The following is a 21,317-nucleotide window of genomic DNA, read 5'->3' on the forward strand; positions in this document are numbered from 1 at the left end:
CCCATTAGATTGGGGCCAAAGGGGAGATCCTATGATCCTGGTGTTGAACGGGCCAAACCTCAACATGCTGGGCACCCGCGAGCCCGAGGTTTACGGGCGCATGACGCTGGAGGAGCTCGAGGAGCTGTGTCAGAGCTGGGGGGCAGAACTGGGGCTGGAGGTGGTGTGCCGCCAGTCGAATTTCGAAGGACAGATCATCGAGTGGATCCAGCAGGCCCAGGGCGAGGGCTACGAGGCTATCGTGCTCAACCCCGGAGCCCTGACCCACTATTCCATCGCCCTTCTGGACGCGATACGCGCCCAGAGTCTGCCGGTGGTGGAGGTGCACCTCTCCAACATCCACGCCCGTGAGGAATACCGCCGCCACTCCCTCACGGCTGCCGCCGCCAAGGGGCTGGTGAGCGGCTTCGGCGCGCTGTCGTACAAGCTGGCCTTGGCCTACCTGGCCGATGCCCTCGAGGTCACCTCAGGCTGAGTTCGATGTTCATGCGCGGGGGCTCCCACCATGAACGCAGCCGAATCCGCTTAAGCCTCGTTTCAGGCACATCCCTTAGCCTCGACAAACGAGGAGGGAAGACATGCCTGTTCGCTTTGGCTACAGCGAGGCCACCCACCTGCTGCGCCGGGCTGCGGCCAGGGGGCGCAAGGAAGAGGCGCTGGAGCTGGCGGAGATGGGCCTTGAGGCCGCCGTGGACTCGCTGCTGCGCGATCCGGTTCCGGCCCCGGCCTATACCACCAGCTTTACCCGCAACGAGCGGGGGCCGCAGCTTCAGCAGATCACCCGGTTGTGGCTCTCCCACTGGCTCACCACCCCCACCCCGGCTGCCGAGCGGCTGGCGCTGTTTTGGCAGGGGCACCTCACCTCGGAGTACCGCGAGACCAGGGCGGCCCAGGGCATCGACTTCTACAATCAGCTTGCCACCTTCCGCGCCCTGGGCTACGGTCCGTACGGCCAGTTGCTGCGGGCCATCGCCAAAGACCCGGTGATGCTGCTCTACCTCAACAACGCCGAAAGCCGCAAGGAACACCCCAACGAGAACTGGGCCCGCGAGCTGATGGAGCTCTACACCGTCGGCCCCGGCAATTACACCGAGAAGGACATCCAGGAGGCCGCTCGAGCCTTCACCGGCTGGACGGTGCGGCTCAAGGGCAACCAGCGGCTCAGGGAAGCGCCCGCCACGGTCCCCTTTGAATTCGTTTTCCGCCCAGAGTGGCACGACCCCGGCCCCAAGACCTTCATGGGCCGCAGTATCCGCAGCGGGGATGACGTACTGGACATCCTCATCGCCCACCCCCAAACCTACCGCTTCGTGGGGCGCAAGCTGCTGGCCTTCTACCTCACCCCCGAGCCTCCCCAAGCCCTGGTGGAGGAGGGGGCCAGGGTCTTGCGCGAGGGTGGTACCCGTGAGATGCTGCGCTGGCTCTTCACCCACGAGGCGTTCTATGCCCCGCAGCACCGGGGTGCCATCGTCAAGAGCCCCATCGAGTACGTGGTGGGCCTGCTCTACGCTGCCCGCCAGACCGACCCCGTTTTGGGCAAGGGCGACGAGAAGGCCATGGGACGCACCCTTGCCGCCTTTGCCGCCATGGGCCAGATCCCCTTCGACCCACCCAATGTCAAGGGCTGGGACGGGGGCATGAGCTGGTTGGCCGAGTCGCCCTTCCTGGCCCGGCTCAACCTCATCGGGGCCTTGGCAGGCAGGGAAGTGGGATTGGACCTCGAGGTCTTCATGGACGGTGCCAGCGGGCCGCTTTCGCTGGTCAGGCCCGAGGCCCAGTTGCTCTAGGAGGAAGCGCATGGATCGCCGTGAGTTCATCAAGAAATCGCTGCTGGCGCTGGCTTTGGGCCAAGGGGCTCCCTCCTTGCTCTCGCGCAGCGCGCTGGCGGCGCAGTCGAAGTCCAGAATCCTGGTGGTGGTCAACCTCTTCGGGGGCAACGACCAGCTCAACACCCTCGTACCCTTCCGCAACGAGCTGTACTACCGCAAGCGGCCCAACATCGCCATCAAGCGTGAGGAGGTGCTCGAGCTGGGGGCTCGCGGCGAGAAGCTCGGCCTGCACCCGCAACTGCGCCCCCTGATGAGCGTATGGGACAGCGGCGAGCTGGCCTTGCTGCCCCAGGTGGGCTACCCCAACCCCAACCGCAGCCACTTCATCTCCACCTCCATCTGGCACACCGCCGACCCCACCCGCAAGCAGGAGCACGGCTGGCTGGGCCGCTGGGGCGACCTCCAGGACGACCCCTTCTGCGACACCTTCCTCGGCGGGGCCTCGCCCCAGGCCCTTCAGGGCGACCTGCGCACGGCCCCGGCCATCTCCAGCATCGAAACCTTCAGCATCCGACTGCCCAGGGGCTTCGAGGAGGAGCTCAACCGCGAGATCCGGCGGACCCGCAGCGGCACCGCCGAGGAGGTGCGCCGGGCCATGCTGAGCTTGCGGGGAGCCCTCGACAAGATCGGCCAGTTGCGCGAGGTGAAGAACCAGGTAGCCTATCCCGACAACGCCTTCGGCAAGAGCATGGCCGACGTGGCCCGCATGATCGCCGGGGGATTGGGCTCTTCGGTTTACTACACTACCCTCGGCGGCTGGGACACCCACGCCGCGCAGCCGCCCCGCCAGGCCGAATTGCTGGGCTACCTGGCCCAGACCCTGGCTGCTTTCCGCCAGGACATGCGGGCCATCGGGCGCGACAAGGACGTGATGGTGATGGTCTTCAGCGAGTTTGGCCGCCGGGTGGAGGAAAACGCCTCCTATGGCACCGACCACGGCAAGGGCGGCTTAATGCTGGTGCTGGGGGGCGCCATCAAAGGTGGGCTGTACGGCGGCGAGCCCGACTTGGAGGACCTCGACGACGGCGACCTGAAGTACCGCACCGACTTCCGCAACGTCTATGCCTCGGCCCTGAGCTGGATCGAAGCCGACGCCCGCAGCGTGCTGATGGGCGACTTCAAGCCTTTGCCGTTGTTTTGAGTTTGCACACAACACTCCACACCCCCCAACAGGGAAGTGGTTTTTCCCACTTAGCCCGCCAAGTCTATAGCGCTCTTTACGGGATTGATACCGGAAAAGATAATCCCCCAAAGCAAAGACCTTCAGAGGCTATCTTTTGGAATCCTAGAGCCTTCCCTTCGGTCGGCCGCCCCGCTTTGGCGGGGTGGCGTCCTCATTCGGCAACGAAGTTGGTTGAGCGATGCAACTCCCAAAAAGGGCCGAGCCCCCACCTTTGCGGGTGGGGGCCTTGATTTGGGAACTACTGCCTGCTCTGGATGAAGTTAATTGCATCCTGGACGGTGCGGATCTTCTCGGCTTCTTCGTCGGAGATCTCGAGCCCGAACTTGTCCTCCAGACCCATGATGAGCTCGACGGTGTCGAGGCTGTCGGCGCCCAGGTCTTCGATGAAGCGGGCCTCGGGGGTGATTTTTTCGGCTTCCACGCCGAGTTTGTCGATGATGACTTCTTTAACGGACTCGAGGATATCCATGGTTCAAACCCTCCGAAGGGGGATTCTACCACAAGGGCTCTTCAAAGCCGCTCGAGCGGGGAGGTCAGTGGGGGGTCATGCCCCCATCGACGCAGAGGGTCTGCCCGTTGATGTAGGCCGCGTCGTCGGAGACCAGGAAGGCCACCGCCTTGGCCACCTCCTCGGGCTTACCCAGGCGGCCTGCGGGGATCTGCTTGAGGTACTCGGCCACCACGTTCTCGGGCAGCTTGGCGGTCATGTCCGACTCGATAAAGCCTGGTGCGACGGCGTTGACGGTGATGCCGCGGGTGGCGTACTCCTTGGCCACCGACTTGGTGAAGCCGATCAGCCCGGCCTTGGCCGCGACGTAGTTGGCCTGGCCGGGGTTGCCCAGGATGCCCACCACGCTGCTGATGTTGACGATGCGGCCCCACTTCGCACGCATCATGATCTTCACTGCCTCGCGCGTGGCGTGGAAGATGGCCGAGAGGTTGGTCTGGAGTACCACCTCCCAGTCCTCGTCCTTCATGCGGATGAGCAGGGTGTCGCGGGTGATCCCGGCGTTGTTGACCAGGATCTCCAGCCCTCCCAGTGCGGCGTTGGCCTCGCTCACGAGCCCAGCGGCGGCTGGGGGGGTGCTGAGGTCGGCTCCGATGACCACGACCTGGGGAGAGCCCTTTGCGCGGGCCTCCTCGGCCACCGCCTCGGCGGCGTCCTTGTTGGTGGCGTAGTGGATGGCTAGGGCGTGGCCTCTGGAGGCCAGCTCGAGCGCGATTGCCTTACCGATGCCACGGGATGAGCCGGTTACGAGTGCTTTACGCATGGAACCTCCGTCGAACGCCATGAGATGGGGCTTCAGGCCTCGAGCTTCAGGCTCTGGGCAATCTCCTCGGGATTGGTCAGGCTCCGGGCTTCCACGCCCTCTAGCGTGCGCCCCACCAGCCCGGTGAGAACCCTGCCTGAGCCGAACTCGAGGAAGCGGGCTACGCCCCGCTCTTGGAGGTGTTGCAGGATCTCGACCCAGCGCACCGGGTGGGTGATCTGCTCGAGCAGCAGTTCCCGGATCGCCTCGGGCTCTTTCTCGGGCCGGGCCAGCACGTTGGAGAAGACCGGGAAGCGTGGCTCGCGCAGCTCGACCTGGGAGAGGTCGTGGTGCAGGCGCTCGCGGGCGGGGCGCATGAGCGAGGAGTGGAAGGGGGCCGAGACCGGCAGGGGCACCACCCGCGCCCGGTGCTCCTTGAGCCGCTCGGAGGCCTGGGCCACGCCCTGGGCGGTGCCGGAGATCACGGTCTGCTCGGGGGAGTTGTAGTTGGCCACCTCCACCCCGTCGAGGCCCGCGATGAGCTCTTGGATGGTCTGGGCCGGCATCTTCAGCACGGCGGCCATGGCTCCTTGGCCCACCGGAACGGCTTCTTGCATGTACTCTCCGCGCTTGCGCACCAGGCGCAGGCCGTCCTCCAGCGACAGCGTACCCGCTGCGACGTGGGCGGTCCACTCGCCCAGGGAGTGCCCGGCGGCGAAGCTGGGGGGAGTGCCGCCGGCCTCGAGGTAAGCCTGAAAGGCCGCGTAGCCCACGGCCAGCAAGGCCGGTTGCTGGTTGGCGGTGAGCTTGAGCTCTTCCTCGGGGCCTTCCCACATCAGCTTCAAGAGCCCTGGCAAGGTGGCCTCGGCGCGTTCCAGTACGTCGCGTGCGGCCTTGGAGCCTTCGTAAAGGGCTTTGCCCATACCAATTTCTTGTGATCCCTGTCCGGGAAATAGGGCTGCGATCATCAAAACCTCCGCTGTGTTTAGCCCACGGCAAACTGAGGAGAAGCGCATCGCAAGCAGGCTAACACGAGCCGATCAACGATCGTTGATGGCTCATAGCCCACAGCTTCAATCCGGTTGCCACCAGGTCATCACGCTGGCGGCCCAAGTCAGCCCCGCGCCGAAAGTCACGAAGAGGATGTGGTCCCCGTCGTGGATCTGCCCGGCGTCCAGCGCCTCCTGCAGCGCGATGGGCATGGAAGCGGTGGAGGTGTTGCCGTAGCGGTCCACGTTGACCCACACCTGCTCGACCGGCAGGCCCAGGCGTTCCCTGGCCGACTCGATGATGCGGGCATTGGCCTGGTGGGGCACGAAAAACTTGATCTGCTCGGGGGTGAGGCCAGCTTTCTGGATGGCTTCGAGCGAAGCCTCGTTCATCACCCGCACCGCGAACTTGAAGACCTCGCGTCCGTTCATGTAGATGCTCTTGGGCATGGGGAGGTCGCCCGGCAGTCGGGGGTTGAGGCAGCCCAGGGCCAGTTCCTTGGCACCCGAGCCATCCGCACCCAGCACGAAGGACTTGAAGCCATAGCCCTCGGGCACTGGCCCCACCACCGCGGCCCCGGCCCCGTCGCCGAAGAGCACCGCCGTAGAGCGGTCCTGCCAGTTGATGATCTTCGTCAGCGCCTCGGCTCCGATGGCCAGCACCTTCCTGGAAAGCCCGCTGCGGACCATGGCGTGGGCCTGGGCCAGGGCGTAGCCCCAGCCAGGACAGCCCGCCAGCAGGTCGTAGGCTCCGGCTTTGAGCTTGAAGCGGTTCTGCACCAGGGCGGCGGTGGCCGGGAAGAGCGCGTCGGGGGTGTTGGTCGCCACGATCACCAGGTCCACGCCCTCGAGGGCGCTCTCTCCGTGGCGCCGGATCAGGTCCTCCACCGCGCGAAAGGCCAGATCCGAGGTGAACTCGTGCTCGTCGGCGATGCGTCGCTCCTTGATGCCGGTGCGGGTGGTGATCCACTCATCCGTCGTATCCAGGAACTTCTCGAAGTCGTGATTGGTCATCACCCTGGGGGGCGCGTAGGTGCCAAGGGCCAGTATGCCGACGCTCACGGTTGTCCTCCGCATCGGGCAAAGCACGTCGTGCTGTGTGCAGTCATACCCTGTAAGTTTACCGCTCGAGGCGCCGTGCGGTCGTGAACCGTGTTCAGTCAACTACCCTGACCAAACCCTAAGGGGTTCTGGCCAGAGCTTGCAGTGAAGGGCCATCCGGCCCCCGGCGATGCCGGTACTCAAGGGACAGAACCATGCAGAGCACGATTCGCTTCCCCCGCGTTCGGCGGGTTGACAGCCGCCCAGCCCCGAACCGAGAGGTTCAAGGCTGCGACCTTGTCTACATGGTCAGCGAACCCGCAGACCCGGCATTGGAAGGTGCTTTGGTTGGGCCGGTTGGCCCGCTCGGTATGCCCACAGTGGGGGCATTCCCGGCTGGAGTTTCGGGGGTCAACCCACACCACCCGGACCCCGGCCCTTTGGGCCTTGTAGCCGATTTTCTGCGCCAAGTCGTGAAAAGCCCAAGCGTGCAGCGTGGAGCGCTGAGGCCGTCTAACCCTGACCGTCTTCCAGGGCAATCGCCCGATTCGTGCGTTGGGCCTTCTCCACGATGCGCTTGCTGATGGTGTGGTTCACGTCATGGGCAAACCTCCGCTCTTTACCCGACAGCTTCCTCAGCCGCCGCTTGGCCCCCTTGGTACCCTTCCTCTGGAGCTTCCTCCTCAGTCTCCGGTGGCGAGGGCGCACCGAGTTCAGGCGCCTCCCGCTGTATGCCTCGCCATCCGAGTCGGTGGCGATATGGACGATACCGAGGTCAACCCCCAGCACCCCCTCGACCTCTACTGGGTCAGGCTCCTCGACGTTGACGGTGGCGAACAGGTAAAACTCGCCCCTTACGTAGGCCAGGTCGGTCTCGCCCTGCCGGGTCTGGAGCAACTTCCGCTGGTATTCCCCAGCGGCAAAGGGGATGCTTTGCCGTCCCGCCACGGTCCAGATGGACACCCTGGAGGCCGTCAGGTTCCAGGAAAGTATCCGGTCGTCGTAGGTGATAGCCCCCAGTTCGCGGAAGGAGCGTTTGGCCTTCCTGTCCAGTTTGTAGGCGTCCACCACTTTGGCGTTGGCCCGAACCACCATCTGCGACGAGAGGCCGAACCGCTCTTTGGTGGCGTGGTAATGGAGGTGATGCAACGGAATCTGTTTGAAGGTTTGGGTTTCCCAGGCTACATCCGAGATGTAGTTGCAAGTCGCGTTGAAGCGCCGCAGGGTGTCCAGCAGGTACGCCCGCTGTTCGGGTGTGGGCAGGAGCTTGACCTTGGCGGTGAGCTTCACGAACGCAGTATGGCACAAATCCCTCAACCCTTGAAGGAGGTGAGCGGGTATCGCGCTCTAAGGAGCGCCGACCAAACTCCCGTTTGGTCGGGGTCTCTCGCCCCAGACCCCAAGCTGATGAAAAGGTTGACCCCACCCCGGCCCTCCCCGCACGCGGGAGCCCCCCTTGCCAATACCAGATGACGCCGCCCCGCCTTGGCGGGGCGGTCGACCGTCAGGGAGGGGTGTGCTCTGGGTTTTGGTTTTGCAGAGTATCTTTTTGCATCCGGTATAAGAGGGGAACAAGGCGTTTTGCGCAGCTACCCAAAACGAAAACCCCCTCCACAACAGGAGGGGGTTCACAAGCAGTGCTGCCTCAGACTTCGAGTACCTTGCGTCCGGCGTAGTAGCCGCAGTTGCTGCAAACGGTGTGGGGAGGGATGAGGGTCTTGCACTCGGGGCATTCGCCCAGCGTGGGAGCCTTGAGGGCAAAGTGGCTGCGGCGGGAATCGCGCCGGGCCTTGGAGGTCTTCTTCTTGGGTACAGGGTGCTTCGCCATTGCGAACCTCTTTCAATTGTGGAGACAGGGGTCTCCAGGCAAACCGCTCTCGAGTCTACTGGGCAGGGGCGATTTGGTCAACTTCTTATTCGATGCCCTCGAGGTCGAGCTTCTTGAGCTGCACGGCCAGCTTGCCCTCCCTGCCTTTTTGGCTGCGCTCGAGGCAGCAGTCTTGGGGGGCGCGTTTGAGGTTGGCTCCGCAGTACTCACACAGGCCCGGGCAGTCTTCCTGGCAGAGGGCAGTGTAGGGCAGCTCGAGGGCGAAGGCTTCGGAGAGGAAGGGGGAGAGCTCGAGGTCGGGCTTGCCGAAGAGGAAAATCTCCTCGTCGTCCTCCTCGATGGCCTCGAGGTGCTCCAGGCCCGGTTGGTAGCGCAGCATGTGCTGAAAGTAGGCCCGCACCAGGGTGGGAGTGGGGTCTAAGCAGCGGCGGCACTCCATCATGGCGTATCCGGCGATCTCGCCCGAGAGCCACAGCTCGCTCTCGCCCACCGCCGTCACGCTCACCCTCCACGAAACCACGTCCTGCAAGACGATGGTGTCGTTGCCCAGCTCGATTTTGCCGGCGATCTGGCCCCTGGCCTCGGTGCTGCCGCCCTCGCGCAGCAGGCGGGCCAGGTTGATGCTTTGAATTTCACCGTAGTCCATTCAAACCACCCTAGCACCGGGCGGGGGCGGGGTCAAGGTGAAAAGACTGACGCTTATGCAAAGCACTATGCATAACGCATGAATCAAGATACAAACGGCGTTTTTGGCCTATAGCATGGAGGCATGAAACGCATAGGCGTACTGGGAATGCCCATGGACTTGGGGCAGGGGAGGCGCGGGGTGGACATGGGCCCCAGCGCCATCCGCTATGCTCGGTTGCAGGCGGTGCTCGAGGAGCTGGGGCACGAGGTTCACGACTACGGCGACGTGGGCATCCCCATCGTTGAGAGCCTGCGCCACGAGCGCGAAAGCGGCGGCCTGAGCTACCTCGAGCCCATCCGCCGGGCCTGCCAGGATGCCATCGCCCACCTCGAGACCATGCCCGAGGGCACCTTCCCCATCTTGCTGGGGGGCGATCACTCCGTAGCCATGGCCTCGGTGACCGGGGCCAGCCGCCACCGGCGTATTGGCGTGGTTTGGGTAGATGCCCACGCCGACTTCAACACTCCCGCGACCTCGCCCAGCGGCAACATCCACGGGATGCCGCTGGCTCACCTATGCGGGCTGGGTGATCCCCGCCTGATCAACCTGGGTTGGGAAGGGGCCAAGGTGCGCCCGGAGGACGTAGTGCTCATCGGCATCCGTAGCCTCGACCCCGGCGAGGTGCGCCTGCTGCGCGAGCGCGGCGTGATGGTCTACACCATGAAGGAGGTGGATACCCTACGCGTCCCGGCCATCGCCCAGGCCGTGGCCGAGAAGTTCCGCAACTTTGAGCGTGTCCACGTCTCCCTCGACGCCGACGTGCTCGACCCCGAGATCGCCCCCGGTGTGGGCACCCCGGTGCCCGGCGGCCTCACCTACCGCGAGGCCCATTTGCTCATGGAACTCCTCTGCGACACCGGCTTGGTGACCAGCCTCGACTTGGTCGAGGTCAACCCCATCCTCGACATCGCCAACCGCACCGCCCGCATCATGGTCGAACTCGCCAGCAGCCTGCTGGGGAAGAAAATCTATTGAGCCTTCCTCCTTGCTAAACTCGAGCTTGTGAGCACCACGGGCGACACCAAGACCAAAACCCACACCCACACCCGCACGCCCCAGCTATACAAGGTGCTGCTCCTCAACGACGACTACACCCCGATGGACTTCGTGGTAGACGTGCTCATGCGTTTCTTCCGCAAGAGCGAGCTCGAGGCCACCCGCATCATGCTGGCGGTGCACCACCAGGGGGTGGGGGTGTGTGGGGTCTACCCCTTCGAGATCGCCGAGACCAAGGTGAACCAGGTCATGCAGGCCGCCGCCGAGGAAGGCCATCCCCTGCAATGCATCATGGAACCAGCGTGAGGGGAAAGGTGAACGGGTACCTAGCCAGCCGGGGGGAGGGCTGACATCCTGTAGCCTGGAAGCCGCTGCTGTTATGGTCACCTCCGAACTGCAAAAATCCATCGAGCGCGCCCTCGAGTGCGCCTTCGACCGGGGGCACGAGTACGCGGGGCTCGAGCACCTCATGCTGGCCCTGCTCGACGACGCCGACGCCAGGCGGGTGCTGCTGCGCTGCGGGGTGGACCTCGCCGCCCTGCGGGGCCAGCTCGAGACCGTGCTGGCCGAGATGGAGAACCTGCCCGGCGTCCAGCCCGTCCCCACCACCGCCTTCCAGCGGGTGTTGCAGCGGGCGGTGGCCCAGATGCGCTCGGCCGGGCGGGACCAGGCCAACGGGGCTAACGTGCTGGTGAGCATCATGGATGAGCGGCAGTCGCGGGTCTACGGCATCCTCGAAGACCTCGGGCTCTCGCGCTACAAGCTCACCAGCGCCATCTCGCGCGAGGCGCCACCTACCGGCACCGAGCCGGAGCCCCAAGAGGGCATCCCCGCCGAACTCGAAGAAGGCGGGGTGGCGCAGAACCCCCTCGAGGCCTACTGCACCGACCTCACCGCCCGCGCCCGCGCCGGGGAACTCGACCCGTTGGTGGGGCGGCGGGCCGAGCTCGAGCGCATCCTCACCGTGCTCTCGCGCCGCCAGAAGAACAACCCCCTGCTCGTCGGCGATCCCGGCGTGGGCAAGACCGCTTTGGTCGAGGGTCTGGCCCAGCGCATCGTGAGGGGCGAGGTGCCCGAGGGCTTAGCCGAGGCCGAGATCTTCGCCCTGGACCTGGGAGCCCTGCTGGCTGGAACCCGTTACCGCGGCGACTTCGAGGAGCGCCTCAAGGCGGTGGTCAAGGCGCTTTTTTCCCGTCCCAGGGCCATCCTCTTCATCGACGAGATCCACATGATCGTGGGGGCCGGCTCGACCACCGGCTCCACCGTCGACGCCTCCAACCTGCTCAAGCCTGCCCTCACCGGTAAGCTCAAGTGCATCGGGGCCACCACCTTCGCCGAGTACAAGTCCTTCGAGAAGGACCGGGCCATCGCCCGGCGCTTCCAGAAGATCGACGTGCTCGAGCCCACCCACGAGGAAGCCATCCAGATCCTCGAGGGGCTCAGGCCCAAGCTCGAAGCCCATCACAAGCTCGGCTACACCCGTCAGGCCCTGGAGCGCGCCGTCGAGCTCGCCGCCCGCCACCTCTCCGACCGCCGCCTGCCCGACAGCGCCCTCGACGTGCTCGACGAGGCCGGGGCCGGCGAGGCCCTCAAGCCCGCCGGCAAACGCAGGAGCCGCATCGGGGTGGCCGAGGTGGAGGCCACCGTCGCCCGCATGGCCCGCATCCCCCCTAAGTCCCTCTCGCGCGATGATCAGGTGCTGCTGCAAAACCTCGAGGCCGAGCTCTGCGCCGAGATCTACGGGCAGGAAAGGGCCGTGAAGGAGGTGGCCGGTGCCATCAAGATGGCCCGCGCCGGGTTGCGCGACCCGCAGAAACCCATCGGGGCCTACCTCTTCGCCGGGCCCACGGGCGTGGGTAAGACCGAGCTTTCCCGCCAGCTCGCCCTCAAGCTAGGCGTGCCGCTGATCCGCTTCGACATGTCGGAGTACATGGAAAAGCACACCGTCTCGCGCCTCATCGGCGCCCCTCCCGGCTACGTGGGCTTCGAGCAGGGTGGCCTACTCACCGACGCGGTGCTGCAAAACCCCCATTGTGTGCTGCTTTTGGACGAGATCGAGAAGGCCCACCCCGACCTCTACGCCATCCTCCTACAGGTCATGGATTACGGCAAGCTTACCGATCACAACGGCAAAACCGTGGACTTCCGCAGCACCGTGCTCATCATGACCACCAACGCCGGAGCCGCCGAGGCCAGCGAGGCCCGCATCGGCTTCTTCCGCGAGTCCAAGGCCGAGGCCGCCGACGAGGCCATCCGGCGGCTGTTCACCCCCGAGTTTCGCAACCGCCTCGACGCCATCGTGCACTTCGCCCCCCTCTCTCCCGAGGTCATGGGCCAGATCGTGGACAAGAACCTCAGGGCCCTCGAGGCCCAGCTCAAAGAGCGCAAGGTGCGCCTCGCCATCACCCCCGAGGCCCGGCAATGGCTGGCCGAAAAGGGCTACGACCCCCTCATGGGGGCGCGCCCCCTGGCCCGCCTGATTCAAGAGCGCATCAAGAAACCCCTGGCCGACCTGCTCCTGTTCGGGCCGCTCAAGGGTGGTGGGAACCTGAGGATTGGGGTGAAGGGGGAGGGGCTCGAGCTGCAGGCTTCCTGACCACCGGTGCTGCTTGACTCGAGCGCCGATGGCAGGCGGCAGGCCGAGAGGGGCGTGGTTGGCGGTTAGGGCAGCCCTAGGGGGGGGTTCGGGCTCAGGCGAAGCGCGCCTTCAGATTCACCGCCTGGCGCAGCCGCCGCCGGTACTCCCCCTCGGAAACCTCGTAGGCCCCGAAGCGCTCGAGGTGCGGGTTCTGCACCTGGGCGTCGAAGAGCGCGAAGCCCCGCCTGCGCAGGTGCTCCACCAGGCGCACCATCGCCACCTTGGAGGCCTCGGGCACGTAGTAGAACATACTCTCCCCGATGAAGGCTCCCCCAATGGTGACGCCCAGGACACCCCCGGCCAGCCGCCCCTCGTACCAGGTCTCGAAGCTGTGGGCGTGGCCTGCTTGGTGCAGGGCTGCGTAGATCTGGCGCAGCTCGTCGGAGATCCAGGTCTCACGCCGGTGTGCGCTGGCGCAGCCTTCGACCACCCCGGCGAAGTCGTGGTTGATCCGAATCTCGAAGACCCCCGAGTTGAGCGCGCGGCGCAGGCTGCGGGGCACGTGGAAGCGCTCGTCCAGCGGGATCAGCGCGTGACGGCGGGAGGAGTACCACTGTAGCCCGTCGCCGTTGTCCATCAGGAAGTAGCCCTGGGCGTAGAGTTGGAGAATCGAAGCCACGTCCACGAGCCTTACCTTAGCGCCTGTCGGAGGCGTTCAACAACGTTGGCGGCTCGAGGAGACCGGCTTTTGATCAGCCTCAAGCGCATGCGTTTGCCCAACTGCCCCTAATACCGGATTCAAAAAGATAATCACCCAAACCAAAGACCTTCAGAGGCTATCTTTTTGAATCCTAGAGCACTCCCTTCGGTCGGGTCAGTTCGTTCCCGAATGGGAACGAACTGACCGAATCTGGTATAACAGGCTCCCACGCCCCAATGGTCGGCGGGTTTCTCGAGACCAGGCCATCGATCAATGCGCTCCAGAGGGGCTCGAGGTGGCTTTACCCAGGCGGTCTCGAGGCTGTGCATGGCGCTCACTTTCGAATAGCTGTCCGCGTACCTAACGTCAGAATACACCCCTGGCTCGCTGAAGATGTGTGCGATCTCGTTGCGTTCCCCGCATTTACGCTGCACGCGGTGCATAGGCGGTATTCGTGGGACCTGCTCGGGGGGAGCCCTTAGGGCCGGGGTTTGCCCTTACTCGAGCTTGCCGTGCCCGGCGCGGCTGCCGCCACGAAGGCCGCGAGGTCCTGCTTCATCTGCTCGAGGCTGGGCCGGTGCACATACATCATGTGGCCCGCCGCGTAGTAGCGGGTCTGGATATTGGCCTGGAGGTGGGGCTCTAAGCCCAGGTGGGCGAAGGTGTAGTCGGTGGCAAAGTAGGGCGTGGCCAGGTCGTAATAGCCCGAGCCCACAAAGACCTTGAGGTAGGGGTTGAGGTTCATGGCCTTGCGCAGGGTCTCGGCTACGTTGAGGTACTGGTTTTCGTACTCCTTGTAGCTCCAGTCCTGGTAGAGCCCGGTGAGCACCTCATAGGGCAGGTCGCTCTCGAAACCCAGCTCCTCGCGCACGTACTGGTTGAAGGTGGCGGTATAGGGCCCCTGGATGGTGGCGTAGCTGGGGTCGTACTCGCTGTGTTCGCCCGCCGCGTCGCGGTCGTGCCCGGTGAAGCGGGAATCCAGCCGACCCACCGTCTTGCGCTCGGAGCGCAGCAACTCCTTGCAGAAGCGGTAGATGTTGATGCGTAGATTGGTTTGCTCGAGGTACTCCCGCGATAGCCCGCTGTAGCGCGAGAGCTTCTCGAGCACCCCCTCGCGCTCGGCCTCGGGGAGTGCGCTGCCCTTGAACAGCGCTCTCAGGTACTCGCCACCGGCGAAGGCCTCTACCTCCTCCAGGAAAGCGTGCAGGGGCTTCTTCTGTAGCTCGGGTGACAACTTCTTGTGATACCACGCGGTGGCGGCGTAGGTGGGCAGGAAGAGCACGTGGGGTAGGTCGTGACCGGGGGCGAAGCGGGCGGTGGCGAAGTCGAGGATGCTGCTGATGAGCATGATCCCGTTGAGGTACATGCCGTGGCGCTCCTGCAGGTAGCCGCTGAGTCCGGCGGCGCGGGTGGTGCCGTAGGACTCGCCGATGAGGAACTTGGGGCTCGTCCAGCGCCCGTAGCGGCTGGTGTAGAGCCGGATGAACTCGCCCACGCTCTCGACGTCGCGCTTGTAGCCGTGGTACTCCTTGGTCTTCTCGCCGGGCACCATGCGGCTGTAGCCCGTGCCCACCGGGTCGATGAACACCAGGTCGCTCACGTCGAGCAGGGAGTGTTCGTTGTCTACTAAGCGGTAGGGTGGGGGGAGTGGGTTGCCGACATCGTCCATCAGCACCCGCCGGGGGCCCAGCAGGCCCAGGTGCAGCCACACCGACGAGGAGCCCGGTCCCCCGTTGAAGGAGAAGGTGACGGGGCGGCGGCTCTTGTCGGGCACGTCGTCGCGGGTGTAGGCGATGAAGAAAACGCTGGCCTTGGGCTTCTCGCCCTCGCTGGTGCCCTCCTTCTCGCTCTCCTCCTTCAGCACGATGGTCCCGCAGGTGGCGGTGTAGCTCACCTTCTGATCACCGATGCCGACGCTGTGTCGGCTGATGACGAGGTTGTCCTGGGGTGCAGGTTTGGCGTCGGCGGGCTTGCTTTCCTCGGGCATACCCCAAATCTATCAAGCGTCAACTACCACGAGCTACCCCCGACCAACCCAACGGCGGTTTGGTCGGGGACTGTCGCCCCACACCCATAGGTTCAATTCCGCTCGCCGTGGGGTACTTAGCCAAAGCGCGGCGCTCGCTTCTCGAAGAAGGCCGCGATGCCCTCGGCCAGGTCGCCCGTCTCGCGCACCCAGGCGTTGGCGATAGAGGCCAGGCGCAGGCCGTCCTCGAGCCCCATCCCCGGTAGCGCGTTGAGCAGCTCCTTGGTCAGCGAGACCGAGGCGGGCGCGTTGGCGCTGATCTCGCGGGCGAAGGCCAGGGCTTCCTCGAGCACCCCCTCCGCGGGCACCACCTTGTTGACCAGGCCCATGCGGAAGGCTTCCTGCGCGCCGACCAGCTTGCCGGTGAGCAGCAGTTCGCGCGCGTGCTTCTCACCCACCGAGCGGATGAGGATCACGCCCACCAGCGCGGCCACGAAGCCGATCTTGACCTCGGTGTAGCCGATGCGGGCCTGCTCGTTCATCACCACCAGGTCGCAGGCCGTCGCCAGGCCTGCGCCCCCGGCCACGGCGGGGCCGTTGACGGCGGCCACGGTGGGCTTGGGGAAGGTGTAGAGGCGGTGGAAGAGGCGCATCAGCTCGCGGGAGTGGGCCAGGTTGGCCTCGGCGCCCATCTGAGTGACGCTCTTGAGAAACTCGAGGTCGGCTCCCGCGCTGAAGGCCTGGCCCGCGCCGGTGAGCACGACCGCGCGCACGTTGCTGTCCTTTTCGGCCTGCTCCAGGGCTTCCAGCAGGCCGGTGACCATGGCAGGGGAGAGGGGGTTGCGTCGCTCGGGGTCGGAGAGGGTGAGGATTCGGATGGAATCTTGATCGCTGCTCGTTACCATGCCCCAATCCTTACACATTTGCCCGCGGTGTTGCTGCTCGGGGCGTTGAGGGGTGGGGGATGCTGTGCATAGGGTTCGGGTTTGCTTTCCAACTTTCCTGCCCTCTGCCCTTCAGCAGCATGGTAGACTCGAAGACAGGGCGTATGCCCGGAGGTGAGGTATAAGGGACGTTCCAATCAACGAGCGAATTCGAGTGCGGCAGGTTCGTCTGATCGACGAAAACGGTACGCAGGTGGGCATCGTAGACACCCGCGAGGCCCTGCAGATGGCCCGGGAGCGCGAGTACGACCTGGTGCTGGTTTCGCCCACGGCGGTGCCGCCGGTAGCCCGGCTCTTGGACTACGGCAAGTGGCGTTACGAGCAGCAGCAAGCCGAAAAGGAAGCCCGCAAGAAGGCCAAGCGCACCGAGGTCAAGAGCATCAAGCTGCGCCCCAAGATTGACACCCACGACTACAACGTGAAGGTCGGGCACGTGCGGCGCTTTCTCGAGGAAGGCCACAAGGTCAAGATCACCATCATGTTCCGCGGTCGCGAGATGGCCCACCCCGAGTTGGGTTACAAGCTCCTGGAGCGGGTCGCCAAAGACCTGGAGGGCATTGGTTTCGTGGAGATGCGTCCGGAGATGCTGGGTCGCGACATGAACATGGTCATGGCCCCAGGCTCCAAGCCCTCGCCACAGCCCCAGGCCCAAGCTTCCAATCCCAACCCCCACAGCTAAGAGTGCTTCCCCCTCAAGCGCGCCAAATCCCAGGCCTGGCCTGTTTTGTCCTACCAGGGCGGCAAACGGGCTCGAGGGCTTGGCTGAGGACTCCCCTCGGTGCTATACTCGCAAGGCTGCCGAGCCATCAAGACCCCTCGCGGGCGCTCGAGGCAGCCGCCGGCGAACCCCGCCGGGAAAAAGGAGAAGCACGATGCCGAAGATGAAGACCCACAAGGGCGCCAAGGGCCGCGTCAAGGTCACGGCCACTGGCAAGGTGATTGCCAAGAAGCCCGGCAAGCGCCACCTCAACTACCACAAATCCGGTTCCTCCATCCGCACCAAGGGCCGTAGCTTTACCCTGGCCAAGAGTGAAGCTCGCCGCATGATCGAACTGCTGAGGGGTGAGGGCTAATGCCGCGCGCCAAGACCGGTGTTGTCCGCCGTCGCAAGCACAAGAAGATCCTGAAGCTGGCCAAGGGCTTCTGGGGCTTGCGCTCCAAGAGTGTTCGCAAGGCCCGCGAGACCTTGTTCAGCGGGGCCATGCGCTCCTTCAACGACCGCCGCGAGCGCAAGGGCGACATGCGCCGCCTGTGGATCGTGCGCATCAACGCCGCTGCCCGCCAGCACGGCCTGAGCTACTCGGTGTTCATGGGTGGCCTCAAGAAGGCCGGCATCGAGCTCGACCGCAAGATCCTGGCCGACCTCGCCGTGCGCAACCCCGAGGCCTTCGCCGCCTTGGTCGAGAAAGCTAAAGCCTGACGAAATTAACGACCGCAGGGGCACAGCAAGCCGTGCCCCTGCGCTTTTGCTGGACCCATTGCAACCAAGGGACAATACACTCGGGGCATGGACTTCCGCGACCGCTCCAAGTCCCGCATCGCCGTTGCCCCACACAACAGGGCTCTAGCCTTTAGTGCGACCAGCGCAGGTCCATCTCCTCGCGCTCGCCCAGCGCTTTGCGCAGCAGCTCGAGCAGCGCGGGGTCGGCCCCCTGCTCGGCGAAGTAGTCGAGGGTGGCGCGGTTGATGTGGTAATCCTGGTCGCCGGCGGCTTCTTCCTCGAGCTGATCGAGCATGAACTGAAGCTGCTCCTCGCTGATGCTCCCCAGGCTGGCCCCGCTGGCGGCGTCGAACAGTTGCACCATGGCTCGAGTATAGCTGCCACGCGCCTGGTAAAAGCGGGTGCATATTCCGCTTGGTTTTTGGCATAGATCGGGCACAATGGGAGCCAATGTACGAGCGGGATTGGCAGCTCCTGGCTCCCCTCTCCATCGAGGGCAGCAATTTAATCGTGGAGTACTGTGAACTCGAGGGCCGCATCGCCATTCGCCTGGGGGGTTTCGCCGGGGTGGTGCTGCCGCTGTCGGAGTTCGAGCTGTTGATCCAGCACATCAGCAGTGGGCGCGGATGGAGCAGCAACGGTGTGCGCTGGTCCCCGCCGCTGCTCCACGTAGGCGCGCGTAGCTTCACCCTCAAGGACGCGGGTAAACGCGCACTGGTGGAGACCCTAGCCCGCCTTCCCGCTCCGACCACAGCCCAGGTTCTGCCGCCGGATGTCAACCCGTGGCAGCGGAGGCTTGTCCAGCTTTTGCGCGAGCCGCTCGAGGGCCTTCAACCAGCCCTGTCGCAACTGGCTACGCTAGCGCGCGAGCGGTTGGACATCCAGGGCTTGAGCCTGTGGCTGCACGACCCCGCCGCCAGCAGCTACTCCCTGGCGGCGAGGGTACCCAAATTGCTCGAGCCCAGCGTGCTGGATCGCGGCTACCTGGAGCCCCTCGAGCAGTGCTTGGCGTTGCCGCTTAACGATGTCCAGGGCGATGCTCGCGCAACCGCTTTGCGTTCGATCGGCGAAGCCTGGTACTTCGGTGCTTTGCTGCAGATACCGATCCGCCTCGAGCGCGAGGTGAGCGCCGTTCTCTGGCTCGAGCGACGAGAGCCTCGGCCCTGGAGTGAACCCGACCAGCTCATCGCCCTCCAACTCGCCGAAGCCCTGCGGCCTCACGTGGCGGCGAGCCTGAACCAGGCCCGCCAGCCAGGATCGCTCGAGGCCTTCAAGCGCTACCTCGAGCAGGCGCTCGTACAGGCCCGCCTACAGGGACATCCGCTAGGGCTGATCTGGTTCAAAAGCCCCAACCTGACCGAACCTCAAAGAGCCCGTGTGCTCGATGTGCTGCGGCGTTCGCTGCGCTACTCCGACGCGGCAATCGAGGCCAGTCCGGAGGATTTTCTGTTGCTGCTGTCTACCATGCGCACGTCGGATGGAGCCGCGAAAGCTGCAGAACGCATCGCAGCCCGTTTGCAAATTGTCATGGGCAAGCTTCCGGCGCTGGGAATTGCGGTGTTTCCTGATCAGGCCGCCTCCGCTGAGGAATTGTGGCAACAGGCCAGCCTCGCCGCCGGCAAGGCACTCGAGCGCGGCGGCGGGGGAGGGTTGGTGCAGGTGGATTAAGAAGCAGGGGAGACCTTCGCTCCCATCTCCCAGCGGGCCAGGGCCTTGAGCAGTACGTCTCGCTCGTTCTGGTGCGACAATCGGCTGAGGGCTTCGGTCACCGGAAACCACGCCGCGTCATCGACCTCTTCTTTCTGAGGTCGGGGCTGCCCGGATACGTACTTCATCAAAAAGTGATGGACTTCCTTGGTTACCGTGACCGGGGTGGCGTCGTCCTTGACGGTGAAGTGGTAGCGGATGCTGCCCAGGGGGGCCAATACCCGCGCCTCGATGCCGGTTTCCTCGCGCACCTCACGCACTGCGGTCTGGGGGTAACGCTCACCCTGCTCGACCTGTCCCTTGGGCAGGCTCCACATGCGGCCTTCCTTGATCGCGATCAGCAGGGTCTCGAGTACACCCTCGTTGGCTCGCAACACCACCCCCCCCGCCGACACCACCCGGCGTTTGGCCGCGGGGTGAGCAGGAGGTTTTTTGGTTTTGCGACGACGTCTCGAGGAGGTAGTGAAATGCATGGGTAAAACCCTCTTCCTCAGTGTAAGCCCCGCGAGGGGATCTGGGGGTGCATGTCCCCACATACCCGAACTCGAGCCTCGCGGAGGATTGCACTAAAAAAGGACGCCCTTGGGCGTCCTTTTGGGGTCAAAACTTTGAGAAGAGAAGGTCAGTAGCCAGAGATTTGAGTTTCAGGATGCTTCCCTCTAGGGGAAGGAGAAACTCCTTAGAAAGGAGGTGATCCAGCCGCACCTTCCGGTACAGCTACCTTGTTACGACTTAGCCCCAGTCATGAGCCCGGCCCTCGGCGCCTGCCCAAGGCTACCGGCGACTTCAGGCAGAACCCACTTCCATGGCTTGACGGGCGGTGTGTACAAGGCCCGGGAACGTATTCACCGCGACATGGCTGATTCGCGATTACTAGCGATTCCGGCTTCATGGAGTCGAGTTGCAGACTCCAATCCGAACTGAGCCAAGGTTTTTGCGATTGGCGTCCTCTCGCGAGGTAGCAGCGCTTTGTCCTTGGCATTGTAGCACGTGTGTCGCCCAGGCCGTAAGGGCCATGCGGACCAGACGTCATCCCCGCCTTCCTCCTGCTTTCGCAGGCAGTCTCCATAGAGTGCCCAGCCGAGCTGCTGGCAACTAGGGATAGGGGTTGCGCTCGTTGCGGGACTTAACCCAACATCTCACGACACGAGCTGACGACGGCCATGCAGCACCTGTGTCCCGGCTCCCTTGCGGGCACCCCCTTCTTTCGGAGGGGTTCCGGGCATGTCAAGGCCTGGTAAGGTTCTTCGCGTTGCTTCGAATTAAACCACATGCTCCACCGCTTGTGCGGGCCCCCGTCAATTCCTTTGAGTTTCACACTTGCGTGCGTACTTCCCAGGCGGAGTGCTTAGCGCGTTAGCTACGGCACCCAGCAGAAGCCGGACACCCAGCACTCATGGTTTAGGGCGTGGACTACCCGGGTATCTAATCCGGTTTGCTCCCCACGCTTTCGCGCCTCAGCGTCACAAGTCGTCCAGGTAGCTGCCTTCGCTATTGGCGTTCCTTCCGGTATCTGCGCATTTCACCGCTACTCCGGAAATTCCGCTACCCCCTCCGACCGTCTAGCCTCACAGTATCCAACGCAGTCCTGGGGTTGAGCCCCAGACTTTAGCATCGGACTTGAAAGACCGCCTACACGCCCTTTACGCCCAGTAAATCCGGGTAACGCTCGCACCCTCCGTATTACCGCGGCTGCTGGCACGGAGTTAGCCGGTGCTATTACCTCGGTACCGTCATGATCGTCCCGAGTTCAGAAGTTTACACCCCGAAGGGCTTCATCCTTCAAGCGGTATCGCTCGGTCAGGCTTTCGCCCATTGCCGAAGATTCCTAACTGCTGCCTCCCGTAGGAGTGGAGCCCGTGTCTCAGTGCTCCTGTGGCTGGTCGTCCTCTCAGACCAGCTATGCGTCGTCGGCTTGGTAGGCCATTACCCCACCAACTACCTGATGCAGCGCGGGCCGATCCTCAAGCGCCGAAGCTTTAAACACCCGCCAGGGCGGGGGTTCACATGGGGGATTAGCCAGGGTTTCCCCTGGTTTTCCCCCACTTGAGGGCACGTCTCCCACGTGTTACTCACCCGTCCGCCACTAACCAGCCGAAACTGGTTCGTGCGACTTGCATGTCTTAGGCATACCGCCAGCGTTCACCCTGAGCCAGGATCAAACTCTCCAGAAACAA

General features: G+C 64.4%; 23 protein-coding genes and 1 rRNA gene. 10 read left to right on the forward strand and 14 right to left on the reverse strand.

Features of this window, described 5'->3' with window-relative positions; genetic code table 11:
- Window positions 1-31: 31 nt before the first annotated feature.
- The 3 genes from aroQ to B047_RS0103095 all read left to right on the forward strand — a co-directional run bounded on the left by aroQ (window position 32) and on the right by B047_RS0103095 (window position 2,970).
- On the forward strand, window positions 32-475 hold the full coding sequence (aroQ, locus tag B047_RS0103085) for a type II 3-dehydroquinate dehydratase (RefSeq protein ID WP_018465490.1): 444 nt from the start codon (window positions 32-34) through the stop codon (window positions 473-475).
- Window positions 476-578: 103 nt separating this feature from the next.
- Entirely contained in the window at window positions 579-1,787 is a 1,209-nt protein-coding gene (locus B047_RS0103090; RefSeq protein ID WP_018465491.1) for a DUF1800 domain-containing protein, read from the forward strand.
- A gap of 10 nt (window positions 1,788-1,797) precedes the next feature.
- The gene (locus tag B047_RS0103095; protein WP_018465492.1) at window positions 1,798-2,970 is read left to right on the forward strand and encodes a DUF1501 domain-containing protein; all 1,173 of its coding nucleotides are present in this window, start codon (window positions 1,798-1,800) and stop codon (window positions 2,968-2,970) included.
- Between the two features lie 280 nt (window positions 2,971-3,250).
- Here B047_RS0103095 and acpP read toward each other — a convergent pair whose 3' ends face one another.
- From acpP to B047_RS0103130, 8 genes are all read right to left on the reverse strand, one after another.
- Window positions 3,251-3,481, reverse strand: a complete 231-nt coding sequence (gene acpP, locus B047_RS0103100) for an acyl carrier protein (protein WP_018465493.1) — start codon at window positions 3,479-3,481, stop codon at window positions 3,251-3,253.
- A gap of 64 nt (window positions 3,482-3,545) precedes the next feature.
- Window positions 3,546-4,283, reverse strand: coding sequence for a 3-oxoacyl-[acyl-carrier-protein] reductase (fabG, locus tag B047_RS0103105; RefSeq protein ID WP_026234528.1), 738 nt, complete (start codon window positions 4,281-4,283; stop codon window positions 3,546-3,548).
- Between the two features lie 32 nt (window positions 4,284-4,315).
- Window positions 4,316-5,230 carry an ACP S-malonyltransferase gene (fabD, locus tag B047_RS0103110; RefSeq protein WP_026234529.1) on the reverse strand — a complete coding sequence of 305 codons (915 nt, stop codon included), beginning with the start codon at window positions 5,228-5,230 and terminating at the stop codon, window positions 4,316-4,318.
- Window positions 5,231-5,335: 105 nt separating this feature from the next.
- Window positions 5,336-6,313 (reverse strand): beta-ketoacyl-ACP synthase III, encoded by a 978-nt coding sequence (locus B047_RS0103115; protein ID WP_026234530.1) that lies wholly within the window; start codon window positions 6,311-6,313, stop codon window positions 5,336-5,338.
- A 179-nt stretch (window positions 6,314-6,492) separates the two neighbouring features.
- A complete protein-coding gene (locus tag B047_RS18655; RefSeq protein ID WP_420805364.1) occupies window positions 6,493-6,717 on the reverse strand; it encodes a zinc ribbon domain-containing protein in 225 nt (74 codons plus the stop codon).
- 88 nt (window positions 6,718-6,805) lie between these two features.
- Complete coding sequence (locus B047_RS16145; RefSeq protein ID WP_018465497.1) at window positions 6,806-7,582, reverse strand: transposase; 777 nt, start codon at window positions 7,580-7,582, stop codon at window positions 6,806-6,808.
- A 355-nt stretch (window positions 7,583-7,937) separates the two neighbouring features.
- Window positions 7,938-8,120, reverse strand: coding sequence for a 50S ribosomal protein L32 (gene rpmF, locus B047_RS0103125; RefSeq protein ID WP_018465498.1), 183 nt, complete (start codon window positions 8,118-8,120; stop codon window positions 7,938-7,940).
- Between the two features lie 85 nt (window positions 8,121-8,205).
- Complete coding sequence (locus tag B047_RS0103130; RefSeq protein WP_018465499.1) at window positions 8,206-8,766, reverse strand: YceD family protein; 561 nt, start codon at window positions 8,764-8,766, stop codon at window positions 8,206-8,208.
- Window positions 8,767-8,889: 123 nt separating this feature from the next.
- On the opposite strand from B047_RS0103130, the gene rocF reads away from it, so the two are divergent.
- The 3 genes from rocF (at window position 8,890) to B047_RS0103145 (ending at window position 12,400) form a co-directional block, all read left to right on the forward strand.
- Complete coding sequence (gene rocF, locus B047_RS0103135; RefSeq protein ID WP_018465500.1) at window positions 8,890-9,783, forward strand: arginase; 894 nt, start codon at window positions 8,890-8,892, stop codon at window positions 9,781-9,783.
- A gap of 27 nt (window positions 9,784-9,810) precedes the next feature.
- Window positions 9,811-10,110, forward strand: coding sequence for an ATP-dependent Clp protease adapter ClpS (gene clpS / locus B047_RS16150; RefSeq protein ID WP_018465501.1), 300 nt, complete (start codon window positions 9,811-9,813; stop codon window positions 10,108-10,110).
- A gap of 73 nt (window positions 10,111-10,183) precedes the next feature.
- Window positions 10,184-12,400 (forward strand): AAA family ATPase, encoded by a 2,217-nt coding sequence (locus B047_RS0103145; RefSeq protein ID WP_018465502.1) that lies wholly within the window; start codon window positions 10,184-10,186, stop codon window positions 12,398-12,400.
- Between the two features lie 94 nt (window positions 12,401-12,494).
- Here B047_RS0103145 and aat read toward each other — a convergent pair whose 3' ends face one another.
- The 3 genes from aat to B047_RS0103160 form a co-directional block, all read right to left on the reverse strand.
- A complete protein-coding gene (gene aat / locus B047_RS0103150; protein ID WP_245533681.1) occupies window positions 12,495-13,061 on the reverse strand; it encodes a leucyl/phenylalanyl-tRNA--protein transferase in 567 nt (188 codons plus the stop codon).
- A 499-nt stretch (window positions 13,062-13,560) separates the two neighbouring features.
- Window positions 13,561-15,069 carry a S10 family peptidase gene (locus tag B047_RS0103155; RefSeq protein WP_018465504.1) on the reverse strand — a complete coding sequence of 503 codons (1,509 nt, stop codon included), beginning with the start codon at window positions 15,067-15,069 and terminating at the stop codon, window positions 13,561-13,563.
- Window positions 15,070-15,185: 116 nt separating this feature from the next.
- Window positions 15,186-15,953, reverse strand: a complete 768-nt coding sequence (locus B047_RS0103160) for an enoyl-CoA hydratase/isomerase family protein (protein ID WP_018465505.1) — start codon at window positions 15,951-15,953, stop codon at window positions 15,186-15,188.
- 160 nt (window positions 15,954-16,113) lie between these two features.
- Here B047_RS0103160 and infC point away from each other — a divergent pair, with 160 nt between their 5' ends.
- The 3 genes from infC (at window position 16,114) to rplT (ending at window position 17,412) form a co-directional block, all read left to right on the forward strand.
- Entirely contained in the window at window positions 16,114-16,671 is a 558-nt protein-coding gene (infC, locus tag B047_RS0103165) for a translation initiation factor IF-3 (protein WP_026234531.1), read from the forward strand.
- A 193-nt stretch (window positions 16,672-16,864) separates the two neighbouring features.
- Window positions 16,865-17,065: a 50S ribosomal protein L35 gene (gene rpmI / locus B047_RS0103170; RefSeq protein ID WP_026234532.1), complete on the forward strand. Its 201-nt coding sequence runs from the start codon at window positions 16,865-16,867 to the stop codon at window positions 17,063-17,065.
- A complete protein-coding gene (gene rplT, locus B047_RS0103175; protein ID WP_018465508.1) occupies window positions 17,065-17,412 on the forward strand; it encodes a 50S ribosomal protein L20 in 348 nt (115 codons plus the stop codon). Before rpmI ends, rplT begins: the two co-directional genes overlap by 1 nt.
- Before the next feature lie 151 nt (window positions 17,413-17,563).
- Here rplT and B047_RS16155 read toward each other — a convergent pair whose 3' ends face one another.
- Window positions 17,564-17,797 (reverse strand): hypothetical protein, encoded by a 234-nt coding sequence (locus tag B047_RS16155; RefSeq protein WP_018465509.1) that lies wholly within the window; start codon window positions 17,795-17,797, stop codon window positions 17,564-17,566.
- 86 nt (window positions 17,798-17,883) lie between these two features.
- Between B047_RS16155 and B047_RS0103185 the strand changes: the two genes are divergently transcribed.
- Complete coding sequence (locus tag B047_RS0103185; RefSeq protein ID WP_018465510.1) at window positions 17,884-19,101, forward strand: hypothetical protein; 1,218 nt, start codon at window positions 17,884-17,886, stop codon at window positions 19,099-19,101.
- Here B047_RS0103185 and B047_RS0103190 read toward each other — a convergent pair.
- On the reverse strand, window positions 19,098-19,613 hold the full coding sequence (locus tag B047_RS0103190) for an NUDIX hydrolase (protein ID WP_040778882.1): 516 nt from the start codon (window positions 19,611-19,613) through the stop codon (window positions 19,098-19,100). The two genes, B047_RS0103185 and B047_RS0103190, sit on opposite strands and share 4 nt — an antisense overlap.
- Before the next feature lie 210 nt (window positions 19,614-19,823).
- A 16S ribosomal RNA gene (locus B047_RS0103195) occupies window positions 19,824-21,314 on the reverse strand.
- Window positions 21,315-21,317 lie beyond the last annotated feature (3 nt).

It is taken from the genome of Calidithermus timidus DSM 17022 (genome assembly GCF_000373205.1).
In the GTDB taxonomy this organism is placed as follows: Bacteria; Deinococcota; Deinococci; order Deinococcales; family Thermaceae; genus Calidithermus; species Calidithermus timidus.